Origin of the sequence: Paraburkholderia sp. WS6, from assembly GCF_030464835.1 — a bacterium.
Taxonomy (GTDB): domain Bacteria; phylum Pseudomonadota; class Gammaproteobacteria; order Burkholderiales; family Burkholderiaceae; genus Paraburkholderia; species Paraburkholderia madseniana.
The window spans coordinates 1-25,583 of the sequence record NZ_JALQCK010000055.1; the positions used below are offsets into that span (position 1 = coordinate 1).

Annotated in this window: 30 protein-coding genes; 26 read left to right on the plus strand and 4 right to left on the minus strand. The window is 59.3% G+C overall.

What is annotated here, in order from left to right; genetic code table 11:
* Positions 1 to 5 precede the first annotated feature (5 nt).
* A complete protein-coding gene (locus M0D64_RS39625) occupies positions 6 to 605 on the minus strand; it encodes an FRG domain-containing protein (RefSeq protein ID WP_266261659.1) in 600 nt (199 codons plus the stop codon).
* A gap of 721 nt (positions 606 to 1,326) precedes the next feature.
* Between M0D64_RS39625 and M0D64_RS39630 the strand changes: the two genes are divergently transcribed.
* From M0D64_RS39630 to M0D64_RS39660, 7 genes are all read left to right on the plus strand, one after another.
* Positions 1,327 to 1,605 carry an HU family DNA-binding protein gene (locus M0D64_RS39630; RefSeq protein ID WP_266261660.1) on the plus strand — a complete coding sequence of 93 codons (279 nt, stop codon included), beginning with the start codon at positions 1,327 to 1,329 and terminating at the stop codon, positions 1,603 to 1,605.
* A 663-nt stretch (positions 1,606 to 2,268) separates the two neighbouring features.
* The gene (locus M0D64_RS39635; protein WP_266261661.1) at positions 2,269 to 3,456 is read left to right on the plus strand and encodes a ParA family protein; all 1,188 of its coding nucleotides are present in this window, start codon (positions 2,269 to 2,271) and stop codon (positions 3,454 to 3,456) included.
* Positions 3,457 to 3,458: 2 nt separating this feature from the next.
* A complete protein-coding gene (locus tag M0D64_RS39640; protein ID WP_266261662.1) occupies positions 3,459 to 4,433 on the plus strand; it encodes a ParB/RepB/Spo0J family partition protein in 975 nt (324 codons plus the stop codon).
* Between the two features lie 346 nt (positions 4,434 to 4,779).
* Positions 4,780 to 6,003: a hypothetical protein gene (locus M0D64_RS39645; protein WP_266261663.1), complete on the plus strand. Its 1,224-nt coding sequence runs from the start codon at positions 4,780 to 4,782 to the stop codon at positions 6,001 to 6,003.
* Positions 6,004 to 6,104: 101 nt separating this feature from the next.
* Positions 6,105 to 6,383, plus strand: coding sequence for a type II toxin-antitoxin system ParD family antitoxin (locus M0D64_RS39650; protein ID WP_252889406.1), 279 nt, complete (start codon positions 6,105 to 6,107; stop codon positions 6,381 to 6,383).
* Positions 6,383 to 6,700: a type II toxin-antitoxin system RelE/ParE family toxin gene (locus tag M0D64_RS39655; RefSeq protein WP_266261664.1), complete on the plus strand. Its 318-nt coding sequence runs from the start codon at positions 6,383 to 6,385 to the stop codon at positions 6,698 to 6,700. Before M0D64_RS39650 ends, M0D64_RS39655 begins: the two co-directional genes overlap by 1 nt.
* Before the next feature lie 95 nt (positions 6,701 to 6,795).
* The gene (locus M0D64_RS39660) at positions 6,796 to 7,617 is read left to right on the plus strand and encodes an FkbM family methyltransferase (RefSeq protein ID WP_266261665.1); all 822 of its coding nucleotides are present in this window, start codon (positions 6,796 to 6,798) and stop codon (positions 7,615 to 7,617) included.
* Positions 7,618 to 7,678: 61 nt separating this feature from the next.
* Here M0D64_RS39660 and M0D64_RS39665 read toward each other — a convergent pair whose 3' ends face one another.
* A complete protein-coding gene (locus M0D64_RS39665) occupies positions 7,679 to 7,951 on the minus strand; it encodes a hypothetical protein (protein ID WP_200621142.1) in 273 nt (90 codons plus the stop codon).
* A 260-nt stretch (positions 7,952 to 8,211) separates the two neighbouring features.
* Between M0D64_RS39665 and M0D64_RS39670 the strand changes: the two genes are divergently transcribed.
* Genes M0D64_RS39670 through M0D64_RS39680 form a run of 3 tightly spaced genes read left to right on the plus strand, consistent with a single transcriptional unit; the run spans position 8,212 to position 11,548 of the window.
* A complete protein-coding gene (locus M0D64_RS39670) occupies positions 8,212 to 8,700 on the plus strand; it encodes a molybdopterin-dependent oxidoreductase (protein WP_234486967.1) in 489 nt (162 codons plus the stop codon).
* Positions 8,697 to 10,493 carry a hybrid sensor histidine kinase/response regulator gene (locus M0D64_RS39675; RefSeq protein WP_266261666.1) on the plus strand — a complete coding sequence of 599 codons (1,797 nt, stop codon included), beginning with the start codon at positions 8,697 to 8,699 and terminating at the stop codon, positions 10,491 to 10,493. The genes M0D64_RS39670 and M0D64_RS39675 overlap by 4 nt, the downstream gene beginning before the upstream one ends.
* Positions 10,494 to 10,516: 23 nt before the next feature.
* Positions 10,517 to 11,548 (plus strand): glycosyltransferase family 9 protein, encoded by a 1,032-nt coding sequence (locus tag M0D64_RS39680; protein WP_266261667.1) that lies wholly within the window; start codon positions 10,517 to 10,519, stop codon positions 11,546 to 11,548.
* A 13-nt stretch (positions 11,549 to 11,561) separates the two neighbouring features.
* Here the strand turns inward: M0D64_RS39680 and M0D64_RS39685 are convergent, their stop codons facing one another.
* The gene (locus M0D64_RS39685; RefSeq protein ID WP_266261668.1) at positions 11,562 to 12,419 is read right to left on the minus strand and encodes a helix-turn-helix domain-containing protein; all 858 of its coding nucleotides are present in this window, start codon (positions 12,417 to 12,419) and stop codon (positions 11,562 to 11,564) included.
* Positions 12,420 to 12,628: 209 nt separating this feature from the next.
* Between M0D64_RS39685 and M0D64_RS39690 the strand changes: the two genes are divergently transcribed.
* The 11 genes from M0D64_RS39690 (at position 12,629) to M0D64_RS39740 (ending at position 21,741) form a co-directional block, all read left to right on the plus strand.
* On the plus strand, positions 12,629 to 13,030 hold the full coding sequence (locus M0D64_RS39690; protein ID WP_266261669.1) for a mating pair formation protein: 402 nt from the start codon (positions 12,629 to 12,631) through the stop codon (positions 13,028 to 13,030).
* 9 nt (positions 13,031 to 13,039) lie between these two features.
* On the plus strand, positions 13,040 to 13,324 hold the full coding sequence (locus M0D64_RS39695) for a VirB3 family type IV secretion system protein (RefSeq protein WP_266261670.1): 285 nt from the start codon (positions 13,040 to 13,042) through the stop codon (positions 13,322 to 13,324).
* Positions 13,325 to 13,523: 199 nt separating this feature from the next.
* Positions 13,524 to 16,043, plus strand: coding sequence for a hypothetical protein (locus M0D64_RS39700; protein WP_266261671.1), 2,520 nt, complete (start codon positions 13,524 to 13,526; stop codon positions 16,041 to 16,043).
* Positions 16,044 to 16,064: 21 nt separating this feature from the next.
* On the plus strand, positions 16,065 to 16,349 hold the full coding sequence (locus M0D64_RS39705) for a hypothetical protein (protein WP_266261672.1): 285 nt from the start codon (positions 16,065 to 16,067) through the stop codon (positions 16,347 to 16,349).
* Entirely contained in the window at positions 16,346 to 16,996 is a 651-nt protein-coding gene (locus M0D64_RS39710) for a type IV secretion system protein (protein WP_266261673.1), read from the plus strand. The genes M0D64_RS39705 and M0D64_RS39710 overlap by 4 nt, the downstream gene beginning before the upstream one ends.
* 186 nt (positions 16,997 to 17,182) lie before the next feature.
* Positions 17,183 to 17,491: a hypothetical protein gene (locus M0D64_RS39715; RefSeq protein ID WP_266261674.1), complete on the plus strand. Its 309-nt coding sequence runs from the start codon at positions 17,183 to 17,185 to the stop codon at positions 17,489 to 17,491.
* A gap of 1 nt (position 17,492) precedes the next feature.
* On the plus strand, positions 17,493 to 18,584 hold the full coding sequence (locus M0D64_RS39720; RefSeq protein ID WP_266261675.1) for a type IV secretion system protein: 1,092 nt from the start codon (positions 17,493 to 17,495) through the stop codon (positions 18,582 to 18,584).
* On the plus strand, positions 18,578 to 19,285 hold the full coding sequence (locus M0D64_RS39725; RefSeq protein WP_266261676.1) for a type IV secretion system protein: 708 nt from the start codon (positions 18,578 to 18,580) through the stop codon (positions 19,283 to 19,285). The genes M0D64_RS39720 and M0D64_RS39725 overlap by 7 nt, the downstream gene beginning before the upstream one ends.
* A gap of 1 nt (position 19,286) precedes the next feature.
* Entirely contained in the window at positions 19,287 to 19,697 is a 411-nt protein-coding gene (locus tag M0D64_RS39730) for a TrbG/VirB9 family P-type conjugative transfer protein (RefSeq protein ID WP_266261677.1), read from the plus strand.
* 17 nt (positions 19,698 to 19,714) lie between these two features.
* On the plus strand, positions 19,715 to 20,491 hold the full coding sequence (locus tag M0D64_RS39735; RefSeq protein ID WP_266261678.1) for a TrbG/VirB9 family P-type conjugative transfer protein: 777 nt from the start codon (positions 19,715 to 19,717) through the stop codon (positions 20,489 to 20,491).
* The gene (locus M0D64_RS39740) at positions 20,488 to 21,741 is read left to right on the plus strand and encodes a TrbI/VirB10 family protein (protein ID WP_266261679.1); all 1,254 of its coding nucleotides are present in this window, start codon (positions 20,488 to 20,490) and stop codon (positions 21,739 to 21,741) included. The genes M0D64_RS39735 and M0D64_RS39740 overlap by 4 nt, the downstream gene beginning before the upstream one ends.
* Here the strand turns inward: M0D64_RS39740 and M0D64_RS39745 are convergent.
* Positions 21,711 to 22,028 (minus strand): hypothetical protein, encoded by a 318-nt coding sequence (locus M0D64_RS39745; protein WP_266261680.1) that lies wholly within the window; start codon positions 22,026 to 22,028, stop codon positions 21,711 to 21,713. The genes M0D64_RS39740 and M0D64_RS39745 overlap by 31 nt on opposite strands.
* On the opposite strand from M0D64_RS39745, the gene virB11 reads away from it, so the two are divergent.
* From virB11 to M0D64_RS39770, 5 genes are all read left to right on the plus strand, one after another.
* Positions 22,003 to 23,013 carry a P-type DNA transfer ATPase VirB11 gene (gene virB11, locus M0D64_RS39750; RefSeq protein ID WP_266261681.1) on the plus strand — a complete coding sequence of 337 codons (1,011 nt, stop codon included), beginning with the start codon at positions 22,003 to 22,005 and terminating at the stop codon, positions 23,011 to 23,013. The two genes, M0D64_RS39745 and virB11, sit on opposite strands and share 26 nt — an antisense overlap.
* A 31-nt stretch (positions 23,014 to 23,044) precedes the next feature.
* Positions 23,045 to 23,770 (plus strand): lytic transglycosylase domain-containing protein, encoded by a 726-nt coding sequence (locus M0D64_RS39755; protein WP_266261682.1) that lies wholly within the window; start codon positions 23,045 to 23,047, stop codon positions 23,768 to 23,770.
* Positions 23,760 to 24,107, plus strand: coding sequence for a hypothetical protein (locus tag M0D64_RS39760; RefSeq protein ID WP_211616515.1), 348 nt, complete (start codon positions 23,760 to 23,762; stop codon positions 24,105 to 24,107). The genes M0D64_RS39755 and M0D64_RS39760 overlap by 11 nt, the downstream gene beginning before the upstream one ends.
* Positions 24,104 to 24,751, plus strand: a complete 648-nt coding sequence (locus M0D64_RS39765; protein WP_266261683.1) for a hypothetical protein — start codon at positions 24,104 to 24,106, stop codon at positions 24,749 to 24,751. Before M0D64_RS39760 ends, M0D64_RS39765 begins: the two co-directional genes overlap by 4 nt.
* A 222-nt stretch (positions 24,752 to 24,973) precedes the next feature.
* Positions 24,974 to 25,573, plus strand: a complete 600-nt coding sequence (locus M0D64_RS39770) for a phospholipase D family protein (RefSeq protein WP_266261684.1) — start codon at positions 24,974 to 24,976, stop codon at positions 25,571 to 25,573.
* The last annotated feature ends 10 nt before the right edge of the window (positions 25,574 to 25,583 follow it).

Genomic DNA, 25,583 nt, shown 5'->3' on the forward strand with positions numbered 1-25,583 from the left:
CGCCTTCAATCTCCCGCCTCAGATCCCCCATACACCAGATTCGAGCTTAGCTCTCCGTCGTGCGGATGCGACCGGTGCAGTGTGAACCAGCCGTCCTGAGCGGTGATCCGGCGCGACACGTGGCGTGGGCGGACCAGTGCTGTGCGCTTGATGCTAAATGGGGCTTTGCGCTCCTGATCGGTCATCAGGTCATTCGCTCCGTACTCGAGGATCCAGACCGCACCGGACGCGTTCGCCGCGGCTGGCTTGTTGACGGCGAACCACAGCGCCGCGAGGGCGCTGCCTGACCAGTCGAGCAGGCGGGTCGGCATTCCGTGGTGTTGAGCAATCGCGAGCCAGTCGGTCTCGCTCAGGTCGTAACTGGACTCCAAGTAGGGAATCGCGCGCCGCTTGAACTCCTCGAGCATGGCAGACTCGTCTTCCGCCCGGACGTTGAATGTCTGCCGGGCCACCCCGGGCTTGAGCATCCAGTCTGCGTCGCGATGCCCGCGGAACAGGCCTTGGGTGGCGCCGTCCAGAACGGCATTGACCCTCTCAAGGTATGCGGCGAGGTTGGTGACCTCCCCGAGGTGCTGCGTCGATCGGCATGTTGTCGCGTAGGTCATGGGCGGTCCGATATGTCTGTCAGGCACGAAACCGCCCACCCCGAGGGGTGGGCAAGGGTTAGGGAACCTGCTTACCGGGCCGCAACGGGCCACAGCAGCAGGACTAAAATTACCGCGAGCCACACGGCCCGCCGGCGCCAGTCACCGCGCATTGCGTCTCTCCTGTGTCGTTGAACGCAGGAGGGGATGAGCCACACGCAACCACAAGCGGGCGGCCGCGGCCACGTCAGCTGCAGCCGTGCATCTTCATCAGCAACAACATCAGGGCGATGACCGCCCAACCGCGCCAGTCGTCCGGCATGTTGCACCTCGCTACGCTGTGCCCGCCGCGCGACGGCGCGGTCCCGGGGCAGGCGGCGCAACGGCCTGCCACTCGTATAGCCGCAGAGGCCCCCCGCTTTTATTCGTTCCGGCAAAAAACCAGCAAAGCAAGGGTAAACACGTACTTGGCGGCAACCCGCCCTACCTTAAAGCAGATTATTCGCTATTTCGGGCATTAAAGCCAATGCCGCTAACAGGAGTTAGCGGCATTGAGATGATGTGCCCCTATCTTTTCAAGGTCCGGCGAGCCACGTGTGACTTCATCAGACACCGCGCGCCGGGCAGAGGTGACCCACCCGAAGTGCCTGTTGCTGCGAGACGGGCTCGCCCGGCGCTGATTGCGCGAAGGTGCACCGATCAGGTAGGGTGGCGACATCACAACCACAACGAGGAAGCAGCAATGAACAAGCAGGATCTGGTGGATGCGGTTGCCACGAAGACCGGCGACAGCAAGGTCGCCACGGGCGAGGCGATCGACGCGGTGATCGCGGCGATCACGGGCGAACTGACGAAGGGCAAAACGGTACAGCTGATCGGATTCGGCTCGTTTTCGACGGGGGCGCGCGCCGCACGGGTCGGGCGCAATCCGGCAACCGGTGCGGAGATCCAGATCCCGGCCGCGAAGACGGTGAAATTCACGGCAGGCAAGGCGTTCAAGGATGCCGTGAACGGCGCCTGACATTGACGCAATGCCACCGGTCGGAGATGTGCCGGCGGCCAGCCGTTGCGGGAAGATCGCCGACGGGAGACGGCTCCTTTTTCGAGGTCGATCGTCCCGCAACCGGCCCGGGCAGTGCAAACGGGTGTTCCAGCGGTATCGGGCGGCCGCCGCATCACAACGCACCGCTCGTAACGCCATGCTGCGGCTCCCGTTATCGGGCCCCTCGCCCTGCTCTCCCCGCGGCACATCGGCTGCAGGGGACGGCCGCAGTGCACATCCCAGGCAACGCCCCGTGGGGCGCGCCAATGCCCGGATGGTCAACCGCCGGGGCGACGACGAATCGCTGAGGCGCGCTAGCTACCACCCGCGCCCGGCCTATCTGTTGCTACGCGGACGTTCTTGCACGCGGAAAAGTACGCGAAAAAGAGTGGAAGCCGACCCCGCCAACAGTATCGAGACGTAGCGCGACGGTGGTCTCATTCCGTCAACTACCCTGCCTCACTTCGCGCAGATTATTAGGTTTTTGCGCGAAACCGCCTGCCCAGGCGGTTCTGAGACGGTACATCCCCAAAAAAGTTAACTTGCGTTTACCGTTTACGACGGCTAATCTCCGTGTCAATTCGACCGTGGCGGTCCAGTCTTGCCGAATCGGTCCAATCATCGTGAACGGTAGGAACGCAAATGGACATAACCCTCGCTCACCCCGGAAAAACCACCGCGGACGACCTCATGCGCCTTGCGCAGCTGTCGGACGTGATGCTTCAAAAGATCCGGGACGAGATGCTTGAGCCCTTTCCCCGAAAGGAGGCACCGCTCATTACATCGGCACGCGTCCAGGAGATGTGCGGGATCGACAAGCAGCGAATGGCCTACGTTCTGAAAAAGGGTGAACTACCAGAAGGACGACAGACCCGACCGGGCGCGCCGCGCTCTTTCTCCGTCGCCGAGACGATCGAATGGATCAAGGCTGAACTCAAGCCTGCACCGCGTCAAGGCCCGGCCAAGGTGCTGGCCGTCGCCAACTTCAAGGGTGGTGTCACCAAAACTACGACCTCGACATTGCTTGCGCAGGGTTTGTCGATGCGGCGGGGGCGCCGCGTTCTCCATATCGACCTTGATCCTCAAGGAAGCGCAACAACACTGTACGGCATCAACCCCCATGCAGAGGTTGATTCTTCCCAGACAATCATGCCGTTGGTCGAGGCCTATCTTAGCGATCAGCCATTCGATATGCAGGCGCTCCCCACTCCTACCTATTGGCCAAACCTTGATTTAATCCCGTCGTCCACGGAGCTGTTCAATGCTGAGTTCATGCTCCCGGCCCGAGCGTCTGCGACCGAGCATGGGGTGCGATTCGAACAGGTTCTTCACGACGGCCTCGAAAGCCTGAAGGACAAGTACGACTACATCATCATCGATACTGCGCCGACGCTTAGCTATCTGACAATTAATGCGATCTTTGCCGCAGACGGCGTAATCGTCCCTGTCGTGCCCGACATGCTCTCCTTTGCCTCGATGGTGCAGTTCTGGCACCTGTTTGCCGACCTAATTAACGGGATGAAGGCTTTTGGCGACGAGCGGACTAAGGAATTCGATTTTGTCGATGTCCTCGTCACGCGTTCAACGCCAAAGGCGGCTGCGCAAGTTTTGCAGGCCTGGATTTCGCAGATATATGGCTCCCGAGTGATCCCTGTTGAAATCCCCGAGACCGATCTTGCACGCAACACGAACATGCGCTTTTCCACGATCTACGATCTTGCGAGCTACGAGGGGGGCGCGGAGACGCTTCGGCGCATTCGCTCGCCGGTCGACCAACTGGTTGATCGTGTAGACGACAAGGTCAGCTCGATGTGGACACGAGGAGCCTAGAAATGTCTTGGATCAAGGATCAAGCAGCCAAAGCCGCGAACATTCAGCTAACGGAGGCTGACCAGGCACGCGCCACCGCGACAAAGCCCGGCGGCCCTAGGACAGCCCCGGGGCAGCTGATGCACTTGCAGGCAACAGCTGCCGCACAACGAGAAGAAATCGAACGCCTCAAGACCGCCCTTCAGGGGGCGGCGAAGGCCAAACTACCTGTAGCTCGCCTCCATGAGGTCCCCGGGCGGCGCAGAAAGCTGACTGCAGAGCAATACAGCGAACTAAAGGCGAATCTCGAAAAGTACCCACTTTCAACGCCAGTCAGTGTCGAAGAGCGGTCGGACGGAGACTGGGACATTGTCGCCGGCAACAATCGAGTCGCCATTTATCGAGAGCTTGGGCGAGAGGAAATCGAGGCGAACATCCTTAATATCGACCAATCGCTGGTTGAGAGAGTCGCATTCTTTTCCAACCTGCTGTCGCCGTCGCTTTCGGACTTCGAAAAGTATTGGAACTTCAAACGGCTGCAGGAAGGCACTGAGTTGACGCGTCAGGACTTAGCCGAAGCCGCAGGGCTCGCCAAATCGCACGTTAGCCGCATCTTTGCCTTCGAGGGTCTGCCTGACGAGGCCAAAGAAATTCTCGCGCAGCGACCTGAACGGCTTGGCAGCCATGCGGCGGCGAAGCTTGCAACCGCGACCAGCGCCGGCAAGGCAGCCGAAGTCACGCAAGCAATCCGGCGTTTGGTCGAGGACGAGGCATTTACTCAGGAGAATGCCGTCAAGCTCGCCACAGCAAAGCCGAAGGCTCCCGACACAAACGCCCGTGAGACCCTGGTAGTGAAAGTTGGGAAAAAGCGCTTTTGCGAGATCACCACTCGCAATGGCGTGATTGGTGTGAAATTAACCGACGAGGCTGATCAGGCCGGGCAGTGGGCCAAGGAGATTCAGGCGTTCATCGAGTCGAAGTTGAAGCAGCGCGAGTAGAGCGCGTTCCCACTGGGAACTTCTTTTGATTCAATGGCTTGGATTTAGCGATCTGCCGGTCGCGAGCTGCATTAAAGCCGGTTCCCTCTGGGAACCATCGAAAAAACAAGCACTTATGAAGTGCCAACGAAGAACCGGAGCCGAAATGCTTAGCTTCTGACCGTAGTAAAAACAAAAGCCTTCGGCTGGAACCGAAGGCTTTTGAATATTGGGCTTGCTGTCGCTCACCCATCTGCTGCACTTCCCCGACTGGAATCGGGCAAGGGACCAAACACCTCGAAGTGTAGCGGAACGTGATTGGCAGTCAAGCATGTGTCATCCATTTTTTCGAAATGGACGTGTAGACATGCCTATCGCGCAACACTTCGTTGCCGGCGAGGGGGACATTCGCCCTCACCCGGCTAATCCGGCAGATATCAAAATTGATGCCGATGCCCTCGCCGAATTCACCTGCGACACCACCAATCTCCCGTGGATCGTCTTTCGTGCCGCGCATCGCGCCGCACATCTGCACGGCGTCCCCGCCCGTGCCCGCGCCCTGCTCTCGGCCCTCGCCCGCACCGTCGACGCCCGTCGCCCTTACGCGGCGATTTACGCGCGCCGCGAACTGCTTACTGGCCGCGCCATGCAATCCATGCGCACGTTCTATCGTAGCCTCGATGATCTCGAAGAGGCCGGCCTCATCGTCCGCCCTCCACAGAGGCGCTATGGCGAGGCAGGCCTGTTTGGTCGCGCCTACCTCCACCTCACTGAACAGACTTCCCAGCTGCTCGGTCTCGTCGACGCGCCGGCCATCGCCAGCGCCCCCGAACCTGATCACCATGAGGCAGTCGCCCCCGAGGTCCTTTCCTTGCAGCAGCCGTCTGCCAGCGTGGCAGACGGTGCTATATATAAAGATCTTTACCCTGCTTCTTCTCAAAAGAGACAACCGGGCCAACTCCCCAGCGACCTCGAGCGTCTTCGCCGCCTGGGATTTCATGAATTCCTGATCTTCAAACTCATGCGCGAAGCCCGCGAGCATCAGAAGCTACTTTCCGATGTGGTTGACGTTGCCTGGGAACATCTCCGCAAAGCCCAGCGGCCCATCAACTACCTACGCGCGCTGCTGCGCTCGACCGCTGATTTCGCCTGGCAGGCTCGCAACAAACGGCAGGCAGCGGCCCGACGCCACGAGGCCGACCAAGAAGCGCTCCGGGTCGCCACCGTGGTCCAGCGTAATGCCGGCGGGATCTTCTTCGACTGCAATTCCTCGCGACGGATCAGCGTGGCCAGCGACGCCAGCATGGTCACCGTCCACGAATGCGGGGAGGCCGCACCACGCGTTAGCGCCGGAAACTGGCAGGTGGATTTCGTTGCCGCGATCGAAAGCGGACACCTCGTTCCGGCTACGACGGAGCGGGAGGCGGCATTCGAAAGCGAGCGGCAGCGGGGCAGAGAAGACCGGCAGGCGACACCGCGTCTTCAACCCACCCACGCGATGCCGCGGATCCTCACCGAGGCGGCAGGCGAACGGCTTGCCCAGATGAAGAACTTGCTGCGTGCAACCGTTGCCGGCGTTCGTGCTCACTGACCCCGTGAGGATGTGTGGATGCCTGTCGGCATGGAGACGCCTTGCAGGTGTGGAAGGCAAAGTGTAGGATTTAATCCTACACTCAAAAAGGGAGACTTCCCGTGCGCTCAACCCAACAATTCAGCATCACGCTGCCCAACGAAATGGCCGAGGCAGTCCGGTCCAAGGTGGCGGCTGGCGAATACGCGACGGAGAGCGAAGTGATCCGCGATGGACTCCGGGCGCTGCTCGCGCGTGACCGTGCAGTGGAAAGCTGGCTGCGCGAGCAGGTCGCGCCCGCCTACGATGCGCTAAAGGCTGACCCGTCTCGCGCCATCGGAGTCGACCAGCTGCGCGCATCGCTTGCCGCTGAACACCGCAAGGGCATCGAAAAAGCCTAATGTCCTATACCGTCGCCTTTACACCGGAAGCGCAGGAGCAACTGCTCGAGCTCTATCGTTACATTGCGGCTGCAGCCTCGCCGGTCATCGCGGAACGCTATACCAGCGCAATCATTACGTACTGCGAAGAGTTGCGGACGTTTCCGCATCGAGGCAATCGCCGGGATGACATTCGCGAGGGTCTGCGCGTCACGAACTACCGCAAGAGGGTAGTGATAGCCTTCGACGTCGACGCGGAGCAAGTCTCTGTGATTGGCATTTTCTACGGCGGACAGGACTACGAGAGGGTCCTGCAGGATGACACCGACGACTCTTGAAGCTACCTGCGGGTTTATGGGTTCGTACCATGCGTGCATGCTGGCCGTTTACACCGCGCCGCGAAGACGTGGAATTATTTTGAGGACTTTAAACGGTGTCTTTTCCGATACGCCCCATCGCTTTTGTTCTGGCATCTTCCAACCACGGAAGCATGATTGTCAATCGCAACGACTATCACACCAACGACGCATATGGAGCCTATGGGGTTGGGCATCAACTACTAAACAGATCAAGTTTTGATGAGCCTGAAGTGCGCCTCGCGTTAGCACTACTTGATTGTCGCAGGAAGCATTTTGGTGACGGCGTTGTCGCGATTGACGGCGGTGCAAACATTGGTGTGCATTCGATTGAGTGGGCACGGCACATGTACGGTTGGGGCCGCATCCTCGCGTTCGAGGCGCAGGAAATCGTCTTCTACGCGCTAGCCGGCAATATCGCATTGAATAACTGCCTGAACGCGCGAGTAAGGCTTGCCGCCCTTGGGGAGCAGTGTGGTGAACTGGTTGTGCCGCAGCCGGACTATTTCAGGCCCGCCAGCTTTGGCAGTCTGGAATTGCGCCGGCGGACTGACAATGAATTTATCGGGCAACAGATTTCCTATGATAGCGTTGCTGGCACCACGGTTCCGATGGTCAGCCTGGACTCTCTAGGACTTGGACGTCTGGACCTGGTGAAATTGGACGTCGAGGGAATGGAACTGGATGTATTGCGCGGCAGCCGGACCGTTCTCGCGAGCCATCATCCAGTCATGGTCATTGAAATCATCAAGTCTGACGGCGCTGCGATCGAGGCTTTCGTCACGGAGCTTGGCTATCGCACTTTCCCGGCCGGACCAAACATCATCGCTGTCCATACCAGTGATCCGACGCTCGGCCAGATTTCGCTCAAGGATGACCAAGTGTGCATTACCGTGTGATGGATGTGATGAACTATGGGCGAAGTAGTCAGGTCTGACTCGCCCTGAATGCTGCCGAGCATTATGAGGATAGGACACGCCGACATTCGGCTGCGAGATTGTGGATTTCCGCCTTGATGTGCAGAATATCCTCAAAGTCGGGGCTGCGATGTTCCTCGCCTTCCGGCCACAAAGCATGTGCTTGGTTGGCAAGACTGTTAACCTCGGCCAGAAACTGAGCCGTCTCAACGGTGGTACCGCTCGCACGGGCTAAATTGATCGCTTCCTGGCATGCAAGGAGGTCTTGGTGGAGGCGGTTTAGGCGTTGACGGATCGGTGAGCTGTCGTTTGTCATGTTTTGGGGTTCGAGCGAATTAATCGTGGCTGTGATCGTGGGGCAGGGCAGTGTATGCCCGATCTTAGCGCGACTTTGGGAGGGCGTGCGCCGCAAGTGTTGGCGTCGGTGCGCGCCGGCAAGGTGATCGCACAAGGCAGTCTACGTTGTCGATCCGCTTTACTTAGGTTTCTCCAAGTTGAAAGCGTTGCTGTTGGCTGCTATTGAAGGCCTCGGCACATACCCGCGTTCTGACGGTCAGCACATACATGGAGTCTATCTTGAGACATATCGGGTTGGTCTTGTTAGTTCTTGCTTGTCTCGGTCAGGCACAAGCACAGACCGCACAGTTGACGCTTGACGTGACTGGCAATATCACGCATGTAACTGAAGCAGGTACACACACTTATCATTTTACGCGCGCTGACCTGCTCTCGCTCGGTGCGAAGAGCATCAAGACCTCCACGAATTGGACACCCGTGAGCGTGTGGCGCGGGCCAACTCTGGAAAGCATTCTGGAGAAAGTCGGCGCACGAGGTAAGGTCCTACACATCTATGCGCTTGATGATTACAAGCACGATGTTCCCATCTCTGACGCGAAACAGTACGGGGCGATTGTGGCCTACGAGCGTGATGGCAAACCACTGGAGCCGAAGGGCTTCGGGCCACTAATGCTAATTTATCCCCGTGATGAGCAACCGGACGAACTGAACCGCGCGTCGATCGAAGCTCGATTTGTGTGGCAAATTTATAAGATCGTTGTTGAATGACCTTCCTTCGCGCTATTGGCGTCAAACGGGTCCTGGGCGTCGCGATTGCTCTCCTCCTTTGCGTATCCGGGGTATGGGTTTACTTCGCGTATTCGCTGCTCCTGTCGCCCGCGAGTCTCAAGGCGCTGGCTGGTCCTCAAGAGAATTACTACTGGCCAGTTGCGCAACTGGAAATCGCAGCAAACAAGGCCAAGAACGCCATTCTCCTCTACGGCGCTGGCAGATCGGATTTTCGGTCGGTGCAGTTGCGCTTTGATGTATTGCAATCGAAATACGCCGTGTTGGCCACACCGTCCGATGCCACCCAGATCTTTAACGGCAATGCTTCCTTTCGAGATGCGATCGCGCAAATAGGTGCCGTGATCGAGAGGGTGAGGCCTGCCGTCGAACAGCTGCCGCAAGATCCAGGCAGGGCCGTGGACCTGTCGCTTCGCCTAGGGCAGATAGATGAGCCTCTGGCTGTCATCACAGATCACGTGAGCGAGGCCGAGATAGGCCGGCGCGACACAGTCTACGAAGACTTGATCGGGAAACGCCACCTTTTTTTCCTGAGCAGCCTGCTGTTGTTGATACTCCTGGCGGGAACGGCTGTGCTCGCCCTGATGCTTGGCATCGATCGTAAGCGGCTAACGCGTCAGCAGAGCGCGGCGATCAAGGCAGAGCAGGACGCCGTACGCGCCAAAAATGCATTCCTCGGGATGATCGGGCACGAACTACGGACGCCCCTGCAAAGTATCGTTAGTGTGGCCGATACACTTCTGGATCGGCGATTTGCCGAACGAGACGCGACGTTGATCAAGAGGCTGGCGGTGGCCGCAAGTAGGCTAGAAACACAGATGAAAGATCTTACCGACTTCGCGCGACTGGACGCCGGAGGCCTCACGTTGAGGGAGCGGGAATTTCAACCCGCCGACGTTATTGGATCGATGATTGACGACGTGACGACGTCTGCCAGAAGCAAGGGGTTGGAGGTCGTCGCACTGGTCAACAACGGCGATGGCTGGTATCTGTCGGACCCCGATCGCATCAGGCAGATAGTTGGAAACCTGCTATCGAATGCGGTCCGGTATACAGATGCCGGTCGAATTCTTGTGCGTCTCGATGTGACGCCGTCCAGGGATGGGGCCGTTCTTGACATCACCGTTGAAGACACTGGGCCCGGCATACCCGCGGCGTCCGTTAGTCAGCTCTTTCAGCCTTTTACGCAACTTGACCAGTCCAATACAAGGAAGCACGACGGCGCAGGCATTGGCCTCGCGATCGTCAAGGGGCTGGTCGATCTGCTCGGCGGATCGATCAACATCGACACTGAACCGGGGCGAGGAACGAAAGTCTCAGTCTCGCTGCCCGTCAAGGCAGCCGCAGCTGCGACAGAGGCCGATGGAACGGAGCTGCAAGTTACGGCGATCATCGAACGGAAGAGGGTACTTATCGTAGATGACCAGGAATCTGCAAGAGAGTCATTTGCGGATGTGCTGTCATCGTTTGGCGCGTATGTGGATGTTGCTGCCGACGCAGGCGAGGCTTTGGCTGCATTGAGTGAGGCTACGTATGACGCAGTATTGCTGGATGTGCAGATGCCAGGGGAAGACGGGATCGCCGTCGCTCGGAAGGTACGAGCGACGCCGGGACCGAATAGGGATGTTCCTATCATCGGCATCAGTGCGTTTTCCAGGGAGCTGCTGAAAGACAGTGGGGCCGAACTTTTCACACAACACCTGCACAAGCCTGTGCGAAACTCGGTATTAAAGCAGGCGCTACTGGATGCGCTTGCAGCTAACAAGCGGCACTGAATTTAACCGAACGTGATTGATCAATGACTATCCTTGATGAGGTATCGGCGCTTACGAATGCAGGTTCACTGCTTTCGCGCGATCGTGAGATTGTTGCCTCCTATGACCTTGAGGTGTCCGATGTGGCGGCAGAAGGTTATAGCGCGCTTTCTGCTGTGCAGGCAATCAAGAATGCGAATGTTGCTCCGTTTGAAGTCGACTACTCGCGTCTAACGCGTGTTCATGTCATCAACGGAATGGGCGTCACGCTGGGGGACTCGATTATTGGACTCACGGCGCTAGCGTCGATCAAGAGGCGGCACCCGAATCTTTCCTTTGTTATCTATCGTCCGAGTCGCGCCCCTGCGTACGTCAGGCAGCTATACGAACTGGCGGCGCCGATCTTTGGGAGTGTTGTGGATCTTCCCGTCGATGTCGATTCTCTGCCCGACGATGAACTCCGGATCGATCTGGGTAACCATCTGTTCTGGCCGAACTTCTCGACGATGCCCATGATAGATTTTTTCCTGTGGGCGCTCGGAATCGCACCGGCTGACGTTGGCCGGGACCACAAGTCGAATGACTGGCTTCAGCGCGTAGCTCTGCCGGCGTTGAGTGCGGAGTGGTCATCGAAGGAATATACGTTGCTCTGTCCGACAGCCAGCACGCCTGTGCGCAGCATTCCGCATTCGTTTCGAGTCGAGGCTGTAAATAGTCTTTGGGAAAGGTTTCACGTTCCCGTACTTGGCTTCGGCAAGGTCGACCACCAGCACTACACAGACATTAAGAGCCTATCGACGGACACGGCCGCCTTTATTGCATGGGTGAAAAATGCCCGCTTTGTTGTGACGTCTGACACGGCCGCCGTTCACATCGCAGCTGGGTTTGACGTGCCTACAGTGGCATTTTTCACAACGATCCCGCCCGAGCTGCGCGTGCGTGACTATGCGGCCTGCACGGCTATAAACCTTCCTCTTCCAGAGCTTCAGGGAATACAGGCAAGCGGTCGAGCGGGTGATCTGGAGATAGTGGAACGTGCGTATCAGAAACTGATCGCGAGCAACTGGGCGCTGTAGCTTAGCTCCGTGGTTAGCTCGAGGTGCGGCTCAGTTCGTTAGAGATTTGCGAAAACAATATGGGCATGTGGACCGGTTTCTCGATCCACTTGCAGCCAAACTGCTTAACCACCCGGGCAATGTCGTCAACACGGGCCTTACCGCTTTGCAACTGCCCGGTCAGCAGGTAAATCGGTGTCGATGGATCCTCGGCCTTCCGGATATCGACAATCGCAGCTTCGGCGGTGTCATCGTTGATGAGCCAGTCGATTATGAAAGCGTCGAACGCTTTGTTCTTCAGGCTCTCGCGAAAGCTGGCCAGATCATAGAACGGTGTGGCGTTCAGACCGTGGTCGTTAAGATAGTCACAGACGTTGTCGGCCGCCTGTGTATCAGTATCATCGTCGAGAACCGCGATAGCCGGCTTATCGAGGTGCGGCAGGTCGGGGCGTATTTCGACCGACAGCACATTGAATATTCGTCCGGCCGGAGCAATTTCGGCTGGATATACGTTCCATGTGTCGCCCGACTGGATCGCTACCAGGTCAGCTGATCGGTCGCCACTCAGCTCGTCGCCAATTAGCACGGAGCAGGGCAGCGGACGCGGGCTCACCATCAGCATCCCCTCACCCGCGATCGAGTCTTCAAAATCTTCGTTGTTTTCCACCAGAACACTCGGAGTTTCGCCGAAGTGCGTAGCAACTGCCCCGAGTTGCTTCAGATCCCATGGCAATTGGCCTTTCATCTTTCGGCTTGCAGCCGAGAAGCTGAGATTAAGTATCCGGCTTAGCTCGCTCGCCTGAGCGCGTTTGGTAACGCCGTGCCGCTCCATCAAATTGCGAACGCGGCTGGCGATGGCCGTTGAGTCGGTCTGAATGTCGTTATCAGGCATATCTAGATACCCCTCCTTTGGTTGCCGACTTTATCCATAACTGACCTGACACGCAAGGTTTGGGGAATATTTTGCAAAACATGACTTGACACGCTCGTTGCGGCTAGTAAAGTGACGCGGTAGGTAATCTTCATTCCATTGGATGACGCGCGAGGGTAGGAGTTGACGGCGCGGCACCGCCTAACCACGAATCACTGAAGAGGCTTGATATGGCAGACGCCGTTGTGGGTAAGAGTGTTGCGAAGCGCCTGTTGTCCTTCATTTGCGCGAAGACTCGCGACGCGCGGGCGGTTTTCTGCAGTGTCGAAGCGAGCAAATCGCGGCGCATGCCATTGCTGGTTGCTTTGCTGTGCGTAGCTGTTTTCCCTGAATTCGCCTATGCGATGGACTACAGCACTGGTACGGGCCTGGTTCGCGATTTCGTTAGCTGGCTGTTCGTCGACGCGGGTCCCTATGTCTTCATGGCGATTCTCGGCATCTGTGTGCTCGGGGTGCCGAAGGGTTGGATTCCGATGAAGGGTGCCGTGATCGCAGTTATCTGCTCATTTGTATTCTTCGCGGTCCCCTCCATCGTCCGCTATGCGGCGTCGGTCGCTTCCTCGCAGATCTGAGGTGAGGCCATGCGTGAAGTACACGAAATCCCGAAAGGCATGGTGCAACCCTGGATGATATGGGGCTGCCTGGCTGAGCTGTTCCTCGGCTCGTTCGTATTGCCCGCGGTTGTTTTCATGTTCCTCAAATGGTGGCCGGTAATGCTCACCGTGCCCTTTCTGGTCATCGGCTCCTATCTGATTACCGCGAAAGACATGTTCGCATTCTCGGTCGCGTATCAGAGCTTTGGCGCGACGGCGAAGCCACGTAGCCTCAAATACTGGGGCGGAGCCAAGACCTATGCACCACGATAAATCTTCACGCTTTCGCCGGCATGTGTCGCCTGTGTCGCAGCCGACGGACAATTTTCCGGCTCTGTCGATGCCGTCGCGACGTGTGGGACACACGCATCTTTGGGCAGAGGGTGGCACTGGCAAGACGTTCTTCGCGACGGAGCTGCTCATGCGGGCGGACGGCCCTCGCGGCCCGAAGCGATAGGAGGAGCACGCCACTATGTCTCTCTCCACCTTTCTCGACCGTCATTTCGGCGCGTCGCCATTCGTTCAGCGGAGCGAGTCAGACAAGGATGATGCGGCTGATCTGCACGCCTCGCGCGAACTTCCGTTTGGCCTGGACGCGTACTACAACGGCCATACGTTGCGCACGCTCGACAGCGGACTGGTGCAGATTGTGCGTCTCCAGGGCCTCTACGCGGAAATGCTCGATGACACCGGCGTTGATGCGTACAAGCATCAGCGGAACACCGCGCTGGAGTCCATCGCTGACAGCAATGTGGGCATCTACGTGTACGAGATCCGGCGCAAGGCCAACCGGTGGCCCGCCGGCAAGTATTCGAACTGGTTTCCGAATTTCCTCAATGAAAAGCTGAAAGCGCGATTTAAGACGCGGTCGTTGTATCAGCACGAAATCTATATTGCCATCGTGCGCTACCGGCACTACAGCGGGGTAGTGGGGCGGCTCGATCGCGTATTCAATGCGTTCAATCCCTCCGGCACAAACGACAAGCTAGAAACAGAGTCGAGACAGGCGCGTGACCTTGAAGAGAAGGTCAATTCGCTGATGAAATCGCTGTCGCATTACGCGCCTCGCCGGCTGGGCCGCGTCGAAACGGAAATCGGACCATGTTGTGAGATGGCGCGTTTCCTGCGTTATCTGCTCACGCAGGAAGACGGCCCGGTGCTGGCTGACTCATACAACCTGGCCCAGGCGATAGCGAGCGCGTATCTGCATTTCGGTCGCAATCCGATCCTTGGGAAAGATGTTTTTGAGGTCAACGGGCTCAACCACCGGCGGATCGGCCAGGTGTTGGCCATGTCACGCTGGCCCGATGGCGCTGTCGCCGGGATGGCCGACCGGTTCCAGCGGCTGCCCGCCGAACTGATCGTCACGCAGAAGTTTTTCCCGATCGACAAGCTTGACGCGAGCATGGCGACGTCGACCAGTGAGGCCCGGCTATCGCATGACCGGACGACTGCCGGTATGTCGGCGGAAATCACCGCTCTGCGCATGCGGCAGGCTGCCAACAAGGCAGTTCTCGGCACCCACCACATGAGCGTCCTCGTTCATGTGCCGGTAGAAGGGCGCTCGCAGGAGGCGGCACTGAAGGCGCTTGAAGCGCTGGATGATGCCGTGGGTAAAACGGGCGAGTGTTTCAAGAGCTGGGGCGTGAAGCCGGTTGTCGAGACGACCGGCATGGAGCGCGCCGTATGGTCGCAGATACCTGGTGCCAGAAAGCGGCACAACGGCCGGGTCGGCAAGGTCGAGACGCTCCAGTTTGCCGCCTTTGCATCGCTGCACAGCTTTCCGCAAGGGCGTTTTGACGGAAACCTGTGGGGTGAATGCCTCATGGTTCTGCCAACTGAAGGTCAGACCGGCTACTACCTGAACTTTCATGAGGAACGCGCCGGGATGGTGCCTGGGCATGGCAATTTCGCGGCGAAAACGGGGGTGGGCAAGACGTTGTTTGTCGCGATGGTTACCAGTCAGGCCGATAAGGTGGAGCCCCGGGTGCACTGGTTTGACCGTGAGAACGGCGCGACCGTGTTCATGCAGGCAATGAACGGTGCCGACATCGTACTCAGCCTGTCACGCTCCCTTGGCAACCCTTGCAAGATGCCCGACACGGAACAGAACCGCGCGATGCTGCGCGAGCTGCTGCAGATGATGGCGACGTGTTACGGCTACAGGCTCACGGTCGACGATATCGAACGCATTGCCACGGCGGTTAATGACAACTTCGATGACAGCAAGACTAAATTCGAGGACCGGCGCCTGCGGAATCTGGCCTGGCGTTTCGGCGCGAAGAATTCGGACCTGTATCGGGCGATTGCCGTGTGGCATGGCGATGGCGCGAATGCTGCGGTTTTCGACAACGAACACGACACGCTCGATGTGACAACGCATCGTCACTACCGCTACGAAATGCGGGAGCTGATGAAAGACAAGGAGGGAAGGCCAGAGCTTCCCATCCTGCTCAACTACCTGACACACCGTATCGAGCAATCGCTTGACGGGTCGCCCGCGATCATCGTGTGGGACGAAGCCCAGACGTACATTCGCAATCCGTTCTGGCAACAGAAGGTCGAGTTGTATCGCGAGACATTCCGTCGCCGCAACTGCGTGACGCTCTTCATTACGCCCGAGCCGAGCGCTCTCTATCGGCCGGTGGCGGCCGTCAAGAATCAGGCGGTGACGAGCTTCTATTTCGCGAATGACAAGGCCGATCGACGGGACTACGTCGATAACCTGGACTTTTCGCAGAGCGAGTTCGAATTCATCGAGCGCGCAGCGCCCACCGACTACAAGGTACTTATCAAGAAGGGCAGCGGAGTCAGTGTACGCGCCTCGTTTGATATGTCGGACATGCCTGAGCTCGTGGCCGTCCTGTCGTCGAATGACAAGTCGGTTGATCTGATGAACCGTGTCCGCGCCGAGTTGGGCACAACGGACCCGAGCCGATGGGTTCCAGTGTTCATGAAACGTGCGCTATCTGAACGGACGCACAACCTTTGAGTTGAGTGGTGAGGTGAACCTGTGATCGGACAGATTGCAATCGGTGTACTCGGCGCGGCGAGCATTTTCCTGTCGCAGGACCGACGCGAACACTGGCGTAAGTGGGCCTGTATCTGTGGGCTTGCAGGGCAACCTTTCTGGTTCTGGATGGCGTGGGAAGCGCAGCAGTACGGCGTGCTCGCGCTTTGTTTTGTGTATGCGTGGTCGTGGTCGCGAGGCATCAGGCTGTACTGGATGGGCAAGCCAGGGAGCGCAGCGCGATTGGCGGAATCGACCTTACAACCGGAAGTGGAGGTGCAGAAATGAAAGGACCATTCGTAGCGACCATCGCGGTGATGGCCATATCGACGTCAGCGCTCGCAACAGGGGTTCCGGTGTTTAACGCCCAGGAAGCCATCCAGCTTGCGCAGCAACTGCAGGCCATGGGCGATCAGCTTAAACAACTCAAGCAGCAGTACGGTGCAATGACCAATTCGTACGGACGTGGCGCCTCCGGTCTGACGGATGCGCTGGACGCTTCGTCGATCGTGCCCGGCAGCTGGCAGGACGTTGTATCGCAGCAGAAGAGCGGCATCTACGGCAGCCGACAGGCGACGTACGAAAAGGTAATGAACACGATGTCACCCGATGACTTCGCGGACAAGGGCGCGGGCGCGAACTACAAGATGAGTACCGACTCGGTTCGCTCGGCACTGGCCGGCGGAGAGTCGCTGTACGACGAGGCCCAAACCCATCTGCAGAACTTCCAAAGCCTTTCGCAGCAGGTCGACACGACCCAGAACGTAAAGGACGCCGCGGATCTGCAGAACCGCATGTCGGCCGAGCTGGGGATGGCCCAGTCCGCGCAAACGAAATTGCAGGCCATCAACGCGAATCTGACGGCGAACCAGCTCAACGAGAGTAACCAGGCCACCGCAGAGCGTGAGAAGTTTTTCAGCAACGTATCGAAGTGAGGATCGACATGCGAAGCATCGTTTTTTATCTCCTGCTCGCCGGCGCTACGTGTCTGGCTGGCTGTGCACATTCCGGCGCGATATCGAAATCGCCGTGCGCGTGCGATTTTCATCCTATCGGGCAGCAGGCGTGACGGCGCGCCGTGGGCCTGCTGGTCCACGGGTGAAGAAACTGGAGACAGGCATATGACGTGGACAGGCAAACTCAGTTGGTTCCTTCTCGCAGTCGCAGTTGTTGGAAGCGGCGGTTTGATCGTTTACGTCGTGCATACGAGCAGCACGGGAGGCGGCACTATCGAACCCCCTGCGCAGACTGTGCCGACCTTCGAGCCGAAGACGGAAGCGTATTACCTTGCGCATCGCGCTGAGATGAAAGCGCGCGAAGACGATTGCACAAACCGCGGCATTAGCCCTTTTGCTGACACCCCGGAAGCACGCGACTGCAACGCCGCCGCGGAGGCCTCCAAGCAGATATTTTTTGGCCCGGGGAAGTGACATGGCTGATCCGGTAGATCAATTCATCCAGACATTGTTCGACAGCATCCCGTCGCGAACGGAAGCGTTTCTGTCGACCAATTACCCGGTGTTGGGGCACGCAGTCACGCAACCGGCGCTCTACCTCGCGATGATCTGGGTTGCAGTGAAGGTAATCCGGGTTCATTCCGGGCGGGATCCTGCGGACGTGTGGCCTCTCGTGAGAATGCTTCTGACGATCATGTTCGTGTTCGCGGCATTGAACTGGGGTGGGCTGGCCGGACAGATCTTTCACTCATTCCAGGAGTTGCGTGACGACACGGTAAGTTCGCTGATGGGCGGACAGTCAATGACGCAATATCTGGAGAACGACTACAACAAATTCTCAGCCGCGTCGGGTCAGATGATGAAGCAGTCGATGCTCAAGATTGGCATCGTTCTTCTTGGACTGGCACTGCAAATGGTCAATTCGGCGATGGTCCTGGTCGCCCTGGTCCTGAAGGTTGGGTCCGACATGGGGTTTGCGGTCACGATGCTGCTGTTCCCACTGTTCGTGCCGACGTTGATGTGGAACAGCACGCGCGGATTCGGCATGAGCTGGTTCGCGGCAATGGCGAAGTTCGCACTGGTCGGGATCCTGCTCGGCGTTATCGTGAAATTCAGCTTCGATATCACCGACCAGTTTGTTTCGAAGATGGATCCCAATGCGATGACGGCGCAGGATGCATTTGCCGCAATCATCATCGCCGGCGCAATAACGCTTTTCATGGCTTTTACCATTCGCCCCCTAGCGTCCGCTCTTACGTCGAGCGGCGCCGCCGGCAGTGGCATGGCGGACATGATCGGCGGCTTCATGATGTCCCAGATCATGTCGAAGTTTTCCGGCGGTGGGCGAGGCGGCGCCGGCGCAAATCCGGGCGCGGCGACTGCGCTGAACAGTATCAGCAACACCCAAACTGCTCACGGCAATCAGCTTGCCCGGATCGAGCGGGCGCTTTCCTCGGGCGGCGCTACGAGCCCTTCAAGCATGTCGAGCCCATCGGGTGCCGGTCAACCGGGCGGCCCAGGCGGCACAGCGCCGTCGAGCGGCACATCTGATGGAGGTCAATGGTGAGCGCGATTTTCCAGAAAGCATCCAAGGTACGTAAGGCGGCAGCGCCTGACGCACCGCCAGCCGAATCCTATGAGGCGATTCGCTTATCACGGAATCGCGCATATCTGCTCGCGTTGGTAGCGTGGCCGATCGCGGGCCTCGCACTGGCTTCAATGGCCTACGACAAGGCCAATCACGAGTATGTGCCACCTGTGGTGCTGACTCTTGACAGAAACAACCACGTCGCAAAAAGCGAGATCGGCACACCTGCGGTGCTCAGCTCGAAAGATGCCGTGATCGAGAGCGAACTTGCCCGTTACGTGACGGAACGCTACACGCTGGATCGCGCGTTTCGCCAGGACCATATTGATTACGTCAGGCTGCATTCAGCATCGGACGTGGCAGACCGCTTCAATCACGAGATGGACGCGAAGAACAAGGACAACCCGTACTACACGATCGCAGAGACGACGGTTCGTCGCGTGAAGAATCAGCGCATCCGCATTCTCGACCGTGACGACCACAAGGCCGAAGCAACCTTCACGACCTACAACGACGGCAACGGCGACAACAAGACGGTGTACTGGCATGTGCTGTTCCGCTACGACTTCGTGAAGCAGGCGCTAACGCCGCAGAACCGCTACATCAACGGTACGGGTTTCATGGTGACCGGCTTCGAGCCAAACACAGAGCCGGGTGCGCCGGCCCCATCTGGAGGTTGAGATGCGAACAGTCAGGAGTGCCTTGACGGCAGTAGCGATAACAGTGGCGTTGTCGGCCGTGGCTCACGCAGTAACGGCTGCTGATCCGGTCCTGCGGGGAACGGAAGGCAATGTGCAGCGCCTGCCGTACATGCCGGACCAGATCTACGACCTGACAGTTGCTGACAGGACCTTGCTGGCGATTGACTTTCCGCGCGACGAACACATCAAGGCCATCGCGCAGAGCACGGCACCGGTCTTTCATGTTCAGCGAACTGGCGACACGCTGCAGGTGACGGCCGACAGGCCGGGCGAAAAGATGGGGCTGAATGTCACGACGACGCGCGGCACTTACCACCTGCAGATAGCGTCGATTGACGATGCATTGCAGGCCGCGCACATCGTGCATTTCGTGACGCCCTCGGCGTACTAACCAGGAGAGGGAACGACATGAAAACGATTCGCCACGGCATGCTGGCATGGTCAGTGGGTATTGCGTGCGCCGTTATGGGTGTGAATGCGCAAGCGGCCAAAAATCCACGCTGCGTGATCACGGACAACCGGGTATGCCAGCTTCAGTTCGATCCGAATCAGGTGTACGAAATCACCGGTGTCTATGGTTATGCGACGACGATCGAGTTTGCGCCTGGGGAAAAGATCCTCAACAAGGCGATCGGCGATTCGATCGGCTGGCAGGTTCTGAAGTTTCGCAATCATCTTGTGCTCAAGCCGGTCGAGCCTGATGCGAGAACCAATCTGACGGTCACGACCAGCAACCACGTCTATTACTTCCGCCTGTCCAGTTCGAAGAATCCGGAACGCGCGACGTATGCGGTGCGCTTCCTGTATCCGGCCGACGGAAACGATGGATGGGGCGACGATTCGGGCGGCGTCTCTGATGCATCCTATTCGCAGCCGCGCATGGTCAACAAGAATTATCAGGTGTCGGGTGACGAAAATTCGTTCGGCCTGCAGCGCGTTTTTGACGACGGTCAGTTCACTTACTTTCTGACCACCATCGGCAAGCCCAAGCCGAGCATTTATGTCGTTGACCGGGACGGCACCGAGGCGCTTGCGCCCATGCGCAGGGAAGGGCCATACCTGGTGATCGAGCAGATGGCTGACCGCTTTACGCTGCGCGATGGCGATCGCACCTTGTGTGTGAGCCGCTCGCAACAGGGTGCGGCGACACAGGCGCAGCGCTCACCCTGGGGAGGCGGAAATTGAATACGCCTGATAACCCGAATGATCTGCCTCGTGACAGCGGGCAGCCAGGGGGCGAGCCGGGCGATGCAGGCGACAGCCTGAACGAGCGCCGGCGCGCAGCTGATGCGCTGCGTCAGACGTCGCTCGCGGCCGATCCGGGGCGCGGCCGGCGTCAAACGTTTTTCACGGTCGCTGGCGCGATTCTGTTCCTGCTGTGTGCCGGTGGGTTCTACGCGATGAAGCATGATGCGCCGGCGCCATCGGGTAGTTCCGACAAGCCGAAGATCGACGAAGACACGGCGAAGGCCGCGCCGCTGGATGCTGGCCGGCAGAAACTTCCGGCGTCGATGGCGGCAGCTGCGTCGGCACCAGCGGCAAGCTCGGGCGTGGATCCAGACGAAGCGCGACGGGCTGCGGAGCGTCAACGTCAGGCGGCCGCAGCAGCTGAGCAGGCGCGCAGAAAAGCCGAGGCAATGCACGAGGCGCGAATGAAGTCGGGTCTGTTTGGTTCAGACACGGGGGGCGACGGTTCGGACGATGCAGGTGCCGCTTCCGCTGATGCACAGCAGGGTGAGGCAGGGCTGGGCCGCCGTTCTGGCGGTGACGGCCAGAATGATCCGAATTCGGCCTTCGCGCGCAGTGTTTCGAACGCCGACGACTCTACGTCCAAGGCGCAAAAGATCGACAACCTGCAATGCAAGATGGAGCCGGGGGCCATCCTCGAGGGCCACCTGGTGCCGCGCATTATCTCGGACCTGCCAGGTTCAATCACGATCATGCTGGATCGGGATGCTTATGGGGAGCAGGGCCGGATTCCGCTGCTGCCGTGGGGCACGCGCATTACAGGCAAACCGAATTCGTCTGTGCGCAAGGGGCAGGAACGAACCTTCATTGCAAGCGCCGTCGCCTTGCGCCCGGATGGCGTCAAGATCCATGTCGACTCACCGGTTGCCGATCAGCTCGGATCGGCGGGCATCGACGCCGATGTTGATAACCACGTTGGCCAGATCCTCGGTATGAGCGCGGCGCTGTCGCTGCTCGGCGCGGGTTCATCGACCTACGGTGTGTCGTCGTCTGACCAGAACAACTCGATGGCGATGTACCGCGCGGGGGTGCAGCAGTCGATGGCGCAGTCTTCGCAGCAGCTGCTGGGCGGCTACGTCAACATCCCGCCGACACTCAAAAACGACCAGGGCACGCGCGTGCGCATTCAGGTCGAACACGAGCTGGACTTCTCCGACTACTGCAGATCGGGCGACGAGGAGGAATGATGACAACGGATATCTCGCACGTTCACTGCGAAGTCGCCGCAGGCGAACTGCGCCGCCAGCTGGACGACGCGGTTGCCGACGCGTTGCAGGCACAGATATTCAGGGACTTCGCCCGGGATGATGGACGGTATCTGATGCTCGCGCAGGCAAAGCTTAAGGCCGTTGCCCGCCAGTGTTTCGATGCGCAGGTGTGCCTCGATCGTCCGTCCGTGCAACAGGCCGGCGCGGTGGCTCGCGCCGAACGCATCCGGGGGCGCTGACATGTCGATCGTGCCGGCATTCTTCAATCGCACCGAGTCCATCCGTCCGCTCTTTGATGACGTCGATGTCTCGGAGATCGCTGTGAATGGTCCGGGCGTCGTATGGGCCGGCCGGAAGGGCATGCGTTTCATGGAGCGGGTGGATACGCCAGTATTGACCGAAAGCACGTTGCGGGACTTTGCCGAGCTGGTGGCGCATCACTCCGACCAGGAGACGGATGCGAAGCGCCCGCTTCTCGCGGCCTCGATCCCCTCGGAACTGACTGGGCCGGGGAATCGCGATTTCCGTATTCAGGTTGTCCAACCCCCAGCGGTGCCGCCCGGCACGATCGCGATTGCGATCCGCAAACCGTCAACGCTTGATTTGACGATGCAGTACTACGAGGAGAGCGGTGCCTTCAGGCGAGTCAATGAACCATTGCCCGATGCGGAAGACACTGGCAGGAAGCTGGCGATGCTATACCGCGACGGCAACTGGCCAGCCTTCCTGCGGCTCGCCGTCAAGGCGAAAAAGAACATCGTTGTGAGTGCACCGACTTTTGCTGGCAAGACGGAGTTCATCAACATGCTCCTGAAAGAGATATCGCCGGCTGAGCGGATCGTGACGATTGAAGACGCGCGCGAGCTGCGCCCGCCGCAGGCCAATACGGTGAACCTGCTGTATTCGCGGGGCAATCAGGGCACGGCAAATGTGACGCCAGTTGAACTGATGGAAGCGTCGTTGCGGTTGTCGCCTGATCGCGTGATTCCGGGCGAGCTGCGTGGCGCTGAAGCATACGTCGCGCTCGAAATGCTCAATTCCGGTCACGGCGGCTGGATGACGACGCTGCACGCAACCAGCCCCGAACACATGTTCGAACGGCTTGCGCAGATGGTCATGCGCTTCGGTTCGACCTTGCAGCGTGCCGAGATTATCGACTATGCCCGCAGTCTCATCGATGTCGTGGTGCAGATGCATCGCTATGACGATGGGGTGCGGGGAATCAGCAAGGTGCTCTATGTCTCCCATTAAATCGCTCGTCGCGCCTCTGGCGCTGGGTGTGATGCTGCTGTCCGCGCAAGCGTCACAAGCGGATATGCAGGTCGCTTCCCAGCCGGTTGCAGCCTCCTTTGTCTCGCTGGCCCAGGAGTGCGCCCCTGATGTTCATCACGCGCTGTTGGGGCGCGTGGCGACAGTCGAGAGCAGCGGCAATCCGTTCGCGATCGGCGTCGTTGGCGGTCATCTTGCGCGACAGCCAAAGAACCTTCCGGAAGCGCTGGCCACCGTCAAGGCGCTCGACGCCGGCGGCTGGAATTACAGCATGGGACTGGTGCAGGTCAACGTACACAATCTGGCGCGTTACGGACAGACCACAGAGAGCATTTTCGAGCCCTGCACGAACCTAAAGACCGGTGCCGCGATTCTTAAAGCGTGCTACGCCCGCGCGAAACCGCAATTTGCGCAGGCTGATGACGCGGTACGTGCGGCGCTCTCCTGCTATTACAGCGGCGATCTGACGCGGGGCGCCGCTTATGCCCAAAAAGTTGCGGCTGCCGTCCCGGCGTCCGGTGTGCAGGGAGCGCAGCCAATCGATGTTGTTCCGGACGTTCGCCCTGCAGGTGGACCCGCGCGACGCGCGGTGGCACGGCCGGAGCGCGCCGCAAAGTCTGCGGCCAAAGACGACTGGTTCACGACCTATGGGGACGACGACGAAGACGGTCAGGCCAACGGGCAGGCGAGCGATACGCGCAAGGCAGTAAAGGCGTCTGGAGCCGTCGATGACCAGTAACCAGTTTCGCATGCTTGCTGCCGCCCTGGTGCTGGACGGCTATGCCGTCACGGCGGGCGTGGCGGCGTCGCAATGGTGGCATCACCAGCCTGGGGCCGGCGCGCAATTCGCGGCGCTCATGGTGCCTATGTCCTTTTATCTGATGGCCCGGCTGGTGCGGGAGAGTGGCGGCTGGGTCCTGCTGCCGCCCGTGCTTGCCTTGATGTGGTTGGGTGCGGTGGCTGCGTCGCCGTTCTGTTTGCTGGGTCTGGCCGTGCGCAACACGTGGAGTGCCTGGCGAACCATGAGGGTCGGGCGCAGGGCGCCTATTTTGGAAGGGGGTGGGGTATGGCGATGAAAAATGGAATCAGGCTGATGCTGGTGATGTCGGTGCTCGCTGCTGGCGGTCACGCCGGCATGGCCCGTGCCGATGACGACTACGGATGCCGCATTGTGATCTGTCTGGGCAACCCCTCATCGAATGGCGGGCCGTGGGCGCCGTCTACCTGCGGACCGGCAATGGATCACCTGATGGACGATCTCCGCCACGGCCGCGGCTGGCCGCAGTGTAAGGACTCAGACATGACCGTCCGCCAGAACAACACGCCTTACGATCCGTGCCCTGCTGGCACAACGGCCGCGGCGGCTGGCGCCTGGGTGGCCGAAGGGCAACGTAAGGCCGGAGCTCGTCCGTACAGCGGCATGGGTGGTTTCGGACTTGTCGGAACGCCGAAGCCTTCCGTGGCGGATCTCAACAGCGGTTACGCGTATTACGGGCCGCAGGCCTGTGTGGGCAGCCAGGTCGGTGCATATCAGGTGTACGGCGATCCCTCGGTTGATGCCTCAGCTGTCGGCTGGCGAAACGCGCGGGACGGTGGTGGATACGACGGTGATCCAGTCACCGTCACGGTGTATGACCACATCGTCTGGCAACAGCCGCAATCGCCTAACGCAGTCGACGTGTACGAGGCGGGCCAGTTTCAGACACGAATTCATTACTAATAGGGTGGCGGGGATGGCTTACGCGGCAGCGCATGGTTGGACAAGGGTTGGTCCGTATGAACTGGTTCATCCGACAGGCTGGCGGATTGCCAGTTGCTTTATTCAGGGTAAGCCTAGACACATTCTCTGGCACGGTGGCGAGACGCAAGGAAATTTTTCTAGTGTTGACGTCGCCGTCGCGAAGCACGTCGAATTATTGGGTCAGGGCCGGTGAGGGTAAAGATGCGCAGACTCAATTGCCCTCTCGTATCTGCGGTCGTCACGGTGGCGCTGACGGTCGCTGTCTCTCCCCTTCTGACGTACTCGAACAGTGTCCACGCTGCATGCGTAGCCCCCGACGGTCCCGCGATCGACACCGGATTTTCGCCGGAAGGTTCTGCCGAACGTCTCGTACTTAAAGCCATCTGCACGGCGCGGCATTCGATTCACCTGTCGGCGTACAGCTTCACGTCGCCGGCGATCGTCGAGGCGTTGATCGACGCGCATCGGCGCGGCGTTGACGTTGCAGTGGTTGCCGATCGGAAGAGCAACCTGGTCGAGGACCGCAGTGGCAAAGGCCGCATCGCGCTCGACCTGCTGTCGGGCGCGGGCGTCGGTGTCCGGACGATCGACGTGTATCCGATCCATCACGACAAATTCATGGTGATCGACAGTGAATCGGTCGAGACGGGCAGCTTCAATTACACGACGTCGGCGGCTAGGTACAACAGCGAAAACGCTGTCGTGATGTGGCATGTGCCGGTCGTCGCGCAGGCGTATCAGCAGCACTTTCAAAGCCGGTTTAACCAAGGGCGCCCCTGGTCCGGGCAGGCGTCGAACTGACGGAGGTTTT